This window comes from Campylobacter sp. US42a (assembly GCF_004379055.1).
Lineage (GTDB): Bacteria > Campylobacterota > Campylobacteria > Campylobacterales > Campylobacteraceae > Campylobacter_D > Campylobacter_D jejuni.
Genome location: NZ_RYYK01000002.1, coordinates 207449 through 219753 on the forward strand (window position 1 = coordinate 207449; position 12305 = coordinate 219753).

Here is a 12305-nt window from a genome sequence, read left to right on the forward strand (position 1 = left end):
TTTTATTTTAAATTAGGATTAGGCAAGGTTGCACTTGCACTTCCTACATTTATATTTTGAGTTGGTGGCAAAGGAGTATTTGGTGTATCAATTTGACTTAAAAGCTCTAAAGTTTGATTAAATTCAAAGCTTTCTTCAGGATTTTGACCTAAGAATTTTTGCATAAATTCTTTTTTAGAAATAGCTTCATCAAGTTCTTTATCACTTCCTTTTTGATAAGCGCCAATGCGAAGCAATACTTCATTTTCTTTTAAAAGCGAGTTTAAACGCTTAAATTTTCTTGCCCAAAGTTTATGCTCAGGACTTATAATGTCACTCATTACCCTTGAAGCAGAGTTTTGTATATTAATAGGAGGATAAATTCCAAAGTCTGTTAATTCACGACTTAAAACAATATGTCCATCTAAGATAGAACGACTTTGATCGGCGATTGGATCGCTCATATCATCGCCATCCACCAAAACGGTAAAAAAGGCCGTTATAGTGCCTTTACCTTCTTCTTTACCCGTTCTTTCCATGAGTTGAGGCAAAAGACTTAAAACACTTGGTGGATAACCTTTGGTTGTAGGAGGCTCCCCAAGAGCTAGTCCTATTTCTCTTTGCGCCATAGCAAAACGTGTTACACTATCCATGATAAAAAGTACATCTTTACCTTGTTCTTTAAAGTATTCTGCCACACTCATTGCGCAAAAAGCACCGTATTTACGCATTAAAGCACTATCATCACTTGTAGCAACAATAATCACTGTATCATCGAGCTTTCCACCTAAATTTTTTTGTATAAATTCAGGAATTTCACGCCCCCTTTCTCCTATGAGTGCCACTACCTTTATAGGAGCTTTAGAATTTTTAACTATCATTCCCATAAGAGTGGATTTTCCTACTCCGCTTCCTGCAAAAATACCAAGTTTTTGCCCTACACCACAAGTTAAAAGTGCGTCTATGGTTTTAACACCCACGGGAAAAACTTCTTCTATAAGCCCTCTTTTCATCGCATCAATAGGTGCACGCATTATAGGCATATATTTACTTACTTCTATAGCTCCTTTACCATCTTTTGGACGCATAAAAGGATCTACTACCCTGCCTAAAAGTTCATCGCTAACGCCTATTTGCATACCTGCATCACTTATGAAAGCACGATCGCCTATTTTAAAACCCTCTATAAAAGAAAAAGGGCTTAAATAGCTAAATTGTTCTTTGATTTCTACGACCATAGCTAGAGTGTTTAAATTTTCATTTTCATTGGAAACTAGCTTCACTATATCTCCAACCCCTGTTTTAAGCCCACGAATTTCTATACTCGTAGCAGAAATTTTTGTAATCTCTCCAAAAATAGCACTTAAATTTTCTTTGCCAAGTTTGGAGCGTAGTTTTTCAAGATTCATTAAAATCTTACCTGTTTAGCAGAGTTTATGAGAGAAAAAAATTCTTCTCTAGTTTTTTCATTTTTTAAGAAAATTCCACGCAAAGCTGAAGTTGTAGTGGTGGAATTAGCTTTTTGTACTCCACGCATTTCAACACACATATGTCTTGCTTCTATGACTACGCCAACACCTTTGGCATCGACATTTTCCATTAAAGCTTGTGCGATTTGTTCGGTAAGTTGTTCTTGAATTTGAAGTCTTCTTGCAAACACCTCTACAAGGCGTGGAATTTTGCTTAAACCCACTACTTTTTTATTAGGAATATAGGCTACATGAGCACGCCCAAAAAAAGGTAAAAGATGATGTTCGCAAAGACTATAAAATTCTATATCACGCACTAAAACCATTTCATTATTAGAGCTTTCAAATAAAGCGTCATTTAAAATTTCTTTGACATTTTGTGTATAACCACTAGTAAGAAATTCATAAGCTTTAAAAACACGATTTGGTGTTTTAATCAGTCCTTCACGATTTGGATTTTCTCCTATAATTTCAAGTATGGTTTTAACACAATCTTCAAATTTTTTTTGCAAATTTTTCTCCAAAAAATATTTTTATATTTTAATAATAATGTAATATTGCAATTTTATCATAAATTACTTTAAAATTTTATGCAAGCAATAAGGAAAAATTTGCTATCATTGAAAGCAAATTTTATTTTATAAGGAAAAAAACTATGGAAGTAAAGGCAAAGCAACTAGATTCTGTTAATGCGACTGCTAGTGTAAAAATTCCTTCAGGAATGATCAAAAGTGAAGTAGAAAATTTAGCAAAAAAAGCTTCTAAAAGTGTAAAAATGGACGGTTTTAGACCAGGAAAAGTTCCTGTAAGTGCTGTACTTAAAAGATATGAAAGAGAACTCACTCAAGATGCAGAACAAAATCTTTTTAAATCCGCTGTAAATAGTGCTTTACAAGAACTTAAAAAAGAAAGTAAAGAGCTTGTAGGTGAGCCATATTTTGAAAAATTTGATCGTAAAGATGGAGAAATTATTGCTGAGTTAATACTTTCTTTTAAACCTGAAATTAAACTTGATGGTTATGAAAAACTTATCCCTGAATATCAAACTCCAAAAGTAAATAAAAAAGAAATTGATGAGAAAAAAGATGAACTTTTAAAGCGTTTTGCTACTCCTGAAGCTATAAAAACAAAAAGAGCTTTAAAAGAAGGTGATTTTGCAAAATTTGATTTTGAAGGTTTTGTGGATGATAAAGCTTTTGAAGGTGGTAAAGCTGAAAATTATGTTTTAGAAATTGGTTCTAAGCAATTTATCCCAGGTTTTGAAGATGGTATGGTGGGAATGAAAATAGGTGAAGAAAAAGATATCAAAGTAACTTTCCCTAAAGAATACGGTGCGGCGCATTTAGCGGGTAAAGATGCAGTATTTAAAGTAAAACTACATGAGATTCAAGAGCTTAAAATTCCAGAACTTGATGATGAAATGCTTAAAAAACTTTTACCAGGAGAAGAAAAAGCTAGTGTTGAAGTTTTAGATGAAAAATTAAAAGAGCAAATCAAAAATGAAAAACTTTTCAAACTTGTAAATGATGAATTAAAAGGCAAATTTGCAGATGCTTTGATTGAAAAATATAATTTTGATTTACCTAAAGGCATAGTAGAACAAGAAACTGATATGCAAATGCGTGCGGCTTTTAATACTTTTAGCGAAAAAGAAATTGAAGAGCTTAAAGCAAGTAAAGAAAAATACCAAGAAAAACGTGATTCTTTTAAAGAAGAAGCGCAAAAAAGTGTAAAACTTACTTTTATCATTGATGAGCTTGCAAAATTGCGTAAGATTGAAGTAAATGATCAAGAATTGATTCAAGCGATTTATTTTGAAGCATATCGCTATGGTATGAATCCAAAAGAGCATTTAGAAAACTATAAAAAACAAGGAGCTTTACCTGCTGTGAAAATGGCTTTGATTGAAGAAAAACTTTTTAATGATATTTTTATGCCAAAAACAGAAAAATCGGAAAAAGCGAGTAAAAAAGAGAAAGAAGATAAATAATGTTTATTCCTTATGTTATTGAAAAATCTAGTCGTGGTGAAAGAAGTTATGATATTTATTCACGTCTTTTAAAAGATAGAATTATTATGTTAAGTGGTGAAATTCATGATGAACTTGCCGCTTCTATCGTAGCACAACTTCTTTTTTTAGAAGCTGAAGATCCTACAAAAGATATTTATCTTTATATCAATTCTCCAGGTGGTGTAATTACAAGTGGTTTTAGTATTTATGATACTATGAACTATATCAAACCTGATGTTTGTACGATTTGTATAGGACAAGCTGCTTCGATGGGAGCATTTTTGCTTAGTTGTGGCGCAGAAGGAAAACGCTTTGCTTTGCCTAATTCACGCATTATGATTCATCAACCTTTAGGTGGAGCTAGAGGTCAAGCCACAGATATTGAAATTCAAGCCAAAGAAATTTTAAGACTTAAAACTATACTTAATGATATTTTGGCAAAAAATACTAAGCAAAAAGTTGCAAAAATAGCAAAAGATACAGAAAGAGATTTTTTCATGTCAGCACAAGAAGCTAAAGAATATGGGCTGATTGATAAGGTTTTGGAAAAAAGTTTTAAATGATTTCTTTGGAGATCATTTAAAACAAAGGTTTTTTAATGGTTAGAAAAATTATCACTTATCCTAATCCTAGACTTTTTTTAAACTCTGAAATTGTAAATAAATTTGATACAGAACTTCACACCTTGCTTGATGATATGTATGAAACTATGATAGCAAGTAATGGAGTAGGTTTAGCAGCTATTCAAGTGGATATTCCTTTGCGTGTTTTACTTGTAAATATTTTTGATGAAAATGATGAACAAAAAAAAGAAGATTTGCTAGAGATTATCAATCCTGAAATTATTCCTTTAGATGAAGAAATGATCACTTGTACCGAAGGGTGTTTGAGTGTGCCAGATTTTTTTGAAGAAGTGAAACGCTATAATCATATCTTGCTTAAATATCAAGATCGCTTTGGAGAATTTAAAGAACTTGAAGCAAAAGGTTTTTTAGCTGTGGCTATTCAACACGAAAATGATCATTTGAATGGACATTTATTTATAGAAAAAATTTCTTTTGCTAAGCGTCAAAAATTCGATAAAGAATTTAAGAAAAAGAAGAAAAATCATAAAAAAGAGAAATGAAAAAACTAAAGTGCATAAGCTTTCATGAAGGCTTAGACATTATAGAGGTAGAATCCACTTTTACAAGAGGTTTGCCAAATTTAAGCATAGTAGGACTTGCAAGTGTAGCGATTAAGGAAAGTGTCGAACGCATCAAAGCCACGCTTTTAAGTTGTGATTTTGCTTTTCCTGCTAAAAAAATTACTATCAATCTTAGTCCTTCAGGCATCCCAAAAAAGGGATCGCATTTTGATTTGGCTATCGCTTTATTAATCCTTTTGCAAAATGAAGAATTAGATGACTTTTTTGTAGTAGGAGAATTAGGACTTGATGGAAGTATTAAAAGCACAAATGAGCTTTTTTCTTTGCTTTTGTTTCTTTCTGCTAAAATTAAAAAAGCTAAAATCGTTGTTCCAAAAAGTATAGCACAAAAAGCTTCCATGATACCAAATTTAGAGGTTTATGGACTTGAAAATTTAAATGAAGCAATAGAGTTTTTTAAAGAAAAAAATTATGAAAATTTTCGTTTTTCTCACAATCATCCTTTATTCGCAAGTCCTTTACAAATAGAAAATGAAATTTTTTTACAAAATATGGATTTTAAACTTGATTTTAAAGATATCAAAGGGCAGGAAAAAGCTAAAAGAGCTTGTATGATAGCTGCTTTAGGTATGCATAATATCTTACTTGAAGGAAGTCCAGGAAGTGGTAAAAGTATGTGTGCTAAACGCCTTGTTTATATCATGCCTCCTCAAAGTTTAAGTGAAATTTTAATACAAAATGCTTATATGTCTTTAGATTCAAAAGATTGTGAATTTACTAAAATTCGTGCTTTTCGTCATCCTCATCATACTTCTACAAGAGCAAGTATTTTTGGTGGAGGAACAAAAAATGCTAGAATTGGAGAAGTCGCACTTGCAAATGGTGGAGTATTATTTTTTGATGAATTTCCACATTTTAACAAGCAAATCATAGAGAGTTTAAGAGAGCCTTTAGAGGATCATAAAATTCATATTTCAAGAGTAAATTCTAAAATCACTTATGAAACAAAATTTAGCTTTATAGCTGCCCAAAATCCTTGTCCTTGTGGAAATTTATTTTCTAAAAATCTTTCTTGTGTTTGTAGTGAAAATGAGATTAAAAAATACAAAAATCACATTTCAGCTCCTATTATGGATAGGATTGATCTTTATGTAGCTATGGATGAGATCAGCAAGGATGATAAAACGAGTATAAGTTCTAAAGAAATGAGTGAAAAAATTTTACAAGCTTTTATTTTTGGTAAAAAACGAGGGCAAAAAGAATTTAATGGGAAATTAAAAGATGAAGATTTAAGTCGTTTTTGTGTACTAGAAAAAGATGCCAAAGATACGCTAGATTTAGCAATTTCACGTTATAATCTTTCTTTGCGATCGCTTAATAAAATTTTAAAAGTTTCAAGAAGTATAGCGGATTTAGAACAAAGTCTTAATATTAACAAAACCCATATTTTAGAAGCTTTAAGCTTTAGAGCAAGGAATTAAAATGGAAAATAAAAGTATAGCTATCTTTATAGATGCAGAAAATATCCCTGCAAAATACGCTAAAAGTATTTTTGATATCGCTTCAGATTATGGAGAGGTTATCATTAAACGCATTTATGGGGATTGGACTCAAAAAAATATACAAGGTTGGAGAGAGCAAATTGCTGAATATTCTTTAATCGCTATGCAACAATTTAATTTTGCAGCCAACAAAAACTCAAGCGATATGTATTTAATCACTGAAATCATGTCCATATTTTATGAAAAAAACATAGATATTTTTGTTATTGTTTCAAGCGATAGTGATTATACTTCACTCATTCAAAAATTAAGAGAAAATAAAAAACAAGTTATAGGAATGGGGCTTGAAAAGTCTATAAAATCCTATGTAAATGCCTTTAGTGAATTTTTTTATTTAGATAAAGATGAGAGTAAAAAAGAAGATATTTTAAGTAAAGATTATTTAAGAGCTTTAATCAATATCACCGAACAGCTTATCGATGAAAAAGGGCGCGCTGAATACGCACAAATCCGCACTAATATGAACCGCAAATACTCGGATTTTCATCCGCAAAATTATGGTTTTAAGAATTTTCGTGCTTTGATCCAGAAATTTTTACCTAAAATGAAAAAATTTGAAGAAGAAAGAGAAAAAAATATATATTTTTTGGTGAAAAAAGATTATGAAAGCTATTATTGATAATATAAAAATTTTAGAACAAAATGCTATAAATAAAGGCTTAGATGAGCTTATTTTAATGGAAAATGCGGGATTAAATTTAGCCAAGCTGATTAAAAAAGAAGCTAAAAAAATCCGCATTCAACGCAAGATTAAAAAAGTAAAAATACTTTTTTTATTAGGTGGGGGCAACAACGCTTCAGATGGCTTGGTGGCTTTAAGAAATTTAAAACACGCTAAAGTCTATAAAATAGGCTTTAAAGAAAATACGCTTTTTAAAAAACAAGAGCAAATTTTACAAAATTATGCTTTTAAATTTTGTCAAAAAGAACCCGATTTTAAGAAATTTCATATTATTGTTGATTGTATTTTAGGCACAGGTTCAAATCGTTGTTTAGATGAAAAAACAAGTTTAATCATTCAAAAAGTTAATCAAAGCAAAGCTTTAAAAATAGCTTGTGATATACCTACAAATTTGGGATTTTATCCTTGTTTTAAAGCTGATATTACACTTTGTATGGGAGCTTTAAAGGAAATTTTACTTGAAGATTTTGCTAAGGAATTTGTAGGAAGGATTAAAATAGCCAATTTAGGCATTAGCTCTAAGAAATTTTACCCTAATTCTCAAGCTTTTTTGCTTGAAAAAAAAGATTTAAAAACTATAGATAGAAAAATCAACGCCAATAAAGGAAATTTTGGTCATATTTATATAGTTGCCAATGCAAGCGCTGGAACTTTAGCGGGACTTGGGGCCTTAAATTTTGGAGCAGGTCTTGTTTCTTTAGTAGCACAAAAAAGTTTCTCGCCTCTTTTGATGTTAAAAGAAAAAATTGAAAATAATGCAAGTGCTATTGCTTTAGGCATGGGGCTTGAAAATTTGGATTTTCTAAAAGATGAAATTTTGCAAAACACTCCTTTGATCTTGGATGCAAACTGTTTTTTAAGTGAGGCTTTGCTTTGGTATTTAAACAGAAAAGATGTTGTTATAACCCCTCATCCAAAAGAATTTATAAGACTTTATAAAATGTGCTTTGATGAGGATTTAGATATAGAAACATTGCAAAAAAATCGCTTTTTCTATGCTAGAAAATTTTCACAAAATTATGATTGTGTTCTTGTTTTAAAAGGAGCAAATCCTATTATTGTGCAAAAAGAAAAATTATTTGTTGTAAATTTAGGAAATCAAGCCTTAGCTAAAGGTGGGAGCGGAGATGTTTTAAGTGGAATGATTGCTGCACATTTAGGTTTTGGTTTTAGCGCTTTAGAAGCAGTAAAAAATGCTACTTTAGCTCATGGACTTGTTGCAAAAAAATATAAATTTAATAAAAATAGCTTTGACGCTTTAAAACTTATCAAAGGATTAAAATGCTTGTAAAATTAGCTGTACTTTTTAGTGGAAATGGAAGTAATTTAGAAAATATTTTAGAAAAACTTCATAAAAAAACCATAGGGGAAAATACCTATGAAGTAGTACTTTGCATTTGTAATAAAAAAGATGCTTTTGGTATACAAAGAGCAAAAAAATTTGGTCTTGATACTGTCATTGTTGATCATAAGGCTTATAATACTCGTGAAGAATTTGATACAATTTTGGTACAAAAAATCAAAGAAAGTGGAGCAAATCTTACTGTATTAGCAGGTTTTATGAGAATTTTAAGTCCTGTTTTTACAAAAAATATTAAGGCAATTAACCTTCATCCTTCTTTATTACCCCTTTTTAAAGGAGCACATGCGATTAAAGAAAGTTATGAAAGTGATATGAAAGTGGCTGGTGTGAGTGTGCATTGGGTCAGTGAAGAACTTGATGGTGGAATGATTATAGCTCAAAAAGCTTTTGAAAAAAGAAATTTGAGTTTTGAAGAATTTGAAGAAAAAATTCATAGCCTAGAACATGAAATTTTACCCTTAAGTGTGATTGAAATTTTTTCTTAAAGAATTAAAGGTATTTGCTTTAAAACTATAAAATATCGCTTTAAAAAATTTTAAAATTTTCAAGGAAATTTATGTTTGAATGGATATTTAGTATTGATGCTTGGATTACTTTAGCTACTTTAAGTGCTCTTGAAATTGTACTAGGGATAGATAATATCATTTTTTTAGCTATTTTAGTAAGTAAACTACCCCCTGAACATCGTGATAAAGGACGTATCTTAGGTTTAGCTTTTGCAATGATTACAAGAATTTTACTTCTTTTGTCTCTTTTTTGGGTGATGAAACTTGTAACACCTTTGTTTAGTGTATTGGGCAATGAAATTTCAGGAAGAGATCTAGTTCTTTTACTAGGTGGGCTTTTCTTGATTGTAAAGTCTATTAAAGAAATTAAAGAGCAAATTTCTCATCAAGAAGAAAGTCAAAGTCATTTTAAAGCAAGCAATAAACTTTGGATAGTTGTAGCTGAAATTGCTGTGATTGACATAGTGTTTTCGCTTGATAGTGTGATTACCGCAGTAGGAATTGCTCAAGATGTAACCATCATGATTATCGCTGTTATTATCGCAGTAGCTGTGATGCTTTTTGCTTCTAAACCTATAGCAGATTTTGTTGAAAAATATCCAAGCATTAAAATTTTAGCCTTAGCTTTTTTGGTGTTAATAGGCGTAGTTTTAGTTGCTGAAAGTTTTGATATTCATATTGATAAGGCATATATTTATACCGCTATGGCTTTTGCTTTAGTGGTGCAAATTTTAAATATTTTAGATCAAAGAAAGGAAAAAAATGGCTAAAGACGCTAATGGAACAGAACTTAACGCAGGTGATAGCGTGAGTGTGATAAAAGATCTTAAGGTTAAAGGTGCAAGTACAACTTTAAAACGTGGAACTACTATAAAAAATATTAAGCTCACTTCTAAAGAAGGTGAAATTGAGGCTAGAGTAGATAAATTTGGAGTTATTGTTTTAAAAACTGAATTTTTAAAGAAAATCTAGGCAAAGAATGTGAGAATCTTACTCGTTTTAAGAGGGAATTATTACGCAGGACAAGAAGAATTTATCAAAAATAATAAACTTCAAAATTATGCACTTGATTTAAATGCTTTGCGTCTTTTATCAGGAAGCGTTAAAAATATAGTCAGTGAATATAAAATTTTAAATGTTAAAAATGATGAAGATTTGAGTAAAATTTTACTCAAACTTCTAGAAATGCGTATGCAAAAAGGTGAGTTTTGCATCATAAACGCTTACAATGAAACATTAAAAATTTATAAAGACTTAGCTAAACATTATCGCTATAAAATGTATGTTATTGTTTTTGATAGCTCTTTAAAACAATGTCAAGAAAAAAATCTTTTAGAAGCTAAAAAAAATGGATATATCATCCCTTATGCTCTTTTGGAAAAAACTCAAGATTTACTCAAAAAAAATCCAAAAAAATACCCAATTTTAGACTCGAGCGACTGGAAAAAATGTCTTTACCAAATGCCAAATTTAAGCAAATACAAAAAAATTCATCATATAGGAGATTTACAAGGTTGTTATAGTGTTTTAAAAGAATACATTAAAACAATCAAAGAAGATGAATTTTATATATTTTTGGGAGATTATATCAACAGAGGTATAGAAAATGGCAAAGTAATAAAATTTCTTTTAAAAATTTGCGAAAAAGAAAATGTATGCTTATTAGAAGGAAATCACGAAAGACATCTTATAAAATGGGCTAATGGAGAATTGTCAAATTCCAAAGAATTTAATGAAAATACTTTAAAGGATTTTAGAAAAGAAAAACTTACTCCAAGAGATGCTAGAAAACTCTATCCTCATCTAAAAGAATGTTTATACTACAAATTCCAAAATAAATTCATATTTTGTTCACATGGAGGAGTAAATTTTATACCCTCCAAACCTGAAAAAATAAGTTTTATACCAAGCCATGATTTTATTTATGGTGTAGGTGGATATGAAGACAGTCAAAAAATAGCAAATCAATTTTGTAATTTCACCTCGGACAATCTTTATCAAATCTTTGGACACAGAAATAAAGAAAAACTTCCTATGAAAATAGCCAAAAGAGTATTTTTATGCGAGGGTAAAATAGATGATGGTGGATATTTACGCGTAGTTACACTAGATAAAAAAGGTTTTGAGTGTATAGAAATTAAAAACCAAATTTACAAAAAGAAATAAGCCTAAAGAGGCTTATTCTTCATCTTTATTTGTTTTTTTAACCACCTTAACACGCTCTATAGAATTCCCATCCATTTTTTTAACTTCATAGTAACAAAGTTCATCTTCAATGCGATCTCCTACTATAGGCAAGCGTCCTAAAAGATTAAATACATATCCACCTATAGTAACTTGTTCTAAATCCTCATCATAGTTTATTACAAGCATTTCTTCAACAGTTTCTATATCACATCGTCCTTGAAATTCATAGATATTTTCAGCAAGTTTTTTATAGCTGTCTTCTTCATGCTCGCTTTTAATTTCGCCAATAATTTCTTCCATGATATCTTCCATGGTTAAAATTCCAGCAGTTCCACCATACTCATCAACTACTAATGCAGTATGAGAGCGTTCTTTATTCATCATTACAAGTACTTTTGAAATACTGATATTTTCAGGAACTAAAATCAAAGGTTTAACAAAAGTATCTAAATTTTGACTTTTATGGCTTAATTCATTTTGTATTATATCTCGTATGTGTATCATCCCTAAAATAGTATCTTTAGAACCGTCAATATAAGGAAAGCGAGTATGTTTATGTTCACAAATGATTTGCATATTTTCTTCGTAACTTTTTTGTTTATTTAGACAAATCATATCTTTTCTAGGAGTCATAATCTCTTTAGCAACAGTATCTGAAAAATCAACAGCATTGCGTATGATCTCTGTTTCAAATTCATCTAAAACTCCACCTTTTTGACTCTCACTTGCTATGATTTTAATTTCTTCTTCGCTATGAGTTAGCTCGCTTTCTTTAGCAGGTTTTATTCCAAAAAGTTTCAAACTTATAGCTGCTAAAAAATCGAAAATTTTAATACAAGGCAAAAAGAGTATCCAAAACCAATGAAGAGGTCTAGCTATAAATAAAACCGCTTTATCTGCAACTGCAATAGCTATACTTTTTGGCACAAGTTCTCCTAAAACCACATGTAAAAGAGTAATAATGCTAAAAGCAATAATAAAAGCTATAGTATGGATAATAACAGTGCTAAAACCAAGATTAATAAGCGGAATTTCTAGCATTTTTGCAATAGCAGGCTCACCTATCCAACCAAGAGCTAGAGAACTTAAAGTGATTCCTAATTGACAAGCACTAAGATAAGTATCAAGTCTTGAAGTAACCTCCAAAGCTTTCTTGGCACCAGCTTTTTTTTCTTTTACCATCTCTTCAAGCTTGGAACGACGTACTTTAACAATACTAAATTCAGACAAAACAAAAAAACCATTTAAAAACACTAGAGCAAGTGCAACAACAACCATAAGTATAGAATATCCTGCATCAAAAGATGCTGTAGAAGTTTGGTTTAAATCCAAAACCTGACTGGGGTCCAATGAAGCTCCTTAAGAAATAAAATATTATTAAACCTTATTATACACAATT

General features: G+C 30.5%; 13 protein-coding genes. 10 read left to right on the plus strand and 3 right to left on the minus strand.

What is annotated here, in order from left to right; genetic code table 11:
• Positions 1-2: 2 nt before the first annotated feature.
• On the minus strand, positions 3-1388 hold the full coding sequence (gene fliI, locus ELQ10_RS03210; RefSeq protein WP_002854283.1) for a flagellar protein export ATPase FliI: 1386 nt from the start codon (positions 1386-1388) through the stop codon (positions 3-5).
• The gene (folE, locus tag ELQ10_RS03215; protein ID WP_002825654.1) at positions 1388-1960 is read right to left on the minus strand and encodes a GTP cyclohydrolase I FolE; all 573 of its coding nucleotides are present in this window, start codon (positions 1958-1960) and stop codon (positions 1388-1390) included. Before folE ends, fliI begins: the two co-directional genes overlap by 1 nt.
• A 143-nt stretch (positions 1961-2103) precedes the next feature.
• Between folE and tig the strand changes: the two genes are divergently transcribed.
• From tig to ELQ10_RS03265, 10 genes are all read left to right on the plus strand, one after another.
• Positions 2104-3438 (plus strand): trigger factor, encoded by a 1335-nt coding sequence (gene tig, locus ELQ10_RS03220; RefSeq protein ID WP_134250185.1) that lies wholly within the window; start codon positions 2104-2106, stop codon positions 3436-3438.
• Complete coding sequence (gene clpP, locus ELQ10_RS03225) at positions 3438-4022, plus strand: ATP-dependent Clp endopeptidase proteolytic subunit ClpP (protein ID WP_002806309.1); 585 nt, start codon at positions 3438-3440, stop codon at positions 4020-4022. The genes tig and clpP overlap by 1 nt, the downstream gene beginning before the upstream one ends.
• Positions 4023-4057: 35 nt before the next feature.
• On the plus strand, positions 4058-4585 hold the full coding sequence (gene def, locus ELQ10_RS03230; RefSeq protein WP_002851936.1) for a peptide deformylase: 528 nt from the start codon (positions 4058-4060) through the stop codon (positions 4583-4585).
• Complete coding sequence (locus ELQ10_RS03235) at positions 4582-6087, plus strand: YifB family Mg chelatase-like AAA ATPase (RefSeq protein ID WP_134250186.1); 1506 nt, start codon at positions 4582-4584, stop codon at positions 6085-6087. The genes def and ELQ10_RS03235 overlap by 4 nt, the downstream gene beginning before the upstream one ends.
• Position 6088: 1 nt before the next feature.
• The gene (locus ELQ10_RS03240) at positions 6089-6787 is read left to right on the plus strand and encodes an NYN domain-containing protein (protein ID WP_002826913.1); all 699 of its coding nucleotides are present in this window, start codon (positions 6089-6091) and stop codon (positions 6785-6787) included.
• On the plus strand, positions 6771-8141 hold the full coding sequence (locus ELQ10_RS03245) for an NAD(P)H-hydrate dehydratase (RefSeq protein WP_134250187.1): 1371 nt from the start codon (positions 6771-6773) through the stop codon (positions 8139-8141). The genes ELQ10_RS03240 and ELQ10_RS03245 overlap by 17 nt, the downstream gene beginning before the upstream one ends.
• Positions 8132-8698: a phosphoribosylglycinamide formyltransferase gene (gene purN / locus ELQ10_RS03250; RefSeq protein WP_134250188.1), complete on the plus strand. Its 567-nt coding sequence runs from the start codon at positions 8132-8134 to the stop codon at positions 8696-8698. The genes ELQ10_RS03245 and purN overlap by 10 nt, the downstream gene beginning before the upstream one ends.
• Positions 8699-8769: 71 nt before the next feature.
• Entirely contained in the window at positions 8770-9489 is a 720-nt protein-coding gene (locus ELQ10_RS03255; protein WP_002851673.1) for a TerC family protein, read from the plus strand.
• Positions 9482-9691: an alkylphosphonate utilization protein gene (locus ELQ10_RS03260; RefSeq protein ID WP_002857271.1), complete on the plus strand. Its 210-nt coding sequence runs from the start codon at positions 9482-9484 to the stop codon at positions 9689-9691. Before ELQ10_RS03255 ends, ELQ10_RS03260 begins: the two co-directional genes overlap by 8 nt.
• A 9-nt stretch (positions 9692-9700) precedes the next feature.
• Positions 9701-10885 carry a metallophosphoesterase gene (locus ELQ10_RS03265; protein ID WP_134250189.1) on the plus strand — a complete coding sequence of 395 codons (1185 nt, stop codon included), beginning with the start codon at positions 9701-9703 and terminating at the stop codon, positions 10883-10885.
• Between the two features lie 12 nt (positions 10886-10897).
• On the opposite strand, the gene ELQ10_RS03270 is transcribed toward ELQ10_RS03265, so the two are convergent.
• Positions 10898-12256 carry a hemolysin family protein gene (locus ELQ10_RS03270; RefSeq protein ID WP_002860995.1) on the minus strand — a complete coding sequence of 453 codons (1359 nt, stop codon included), beginning with the start codon at positions 12254-12256 and terminating at the stop codon, positions 10898-10900.
• Between the last annotated feature and the right edge of the window lie 49 nt (positions 12257-12305).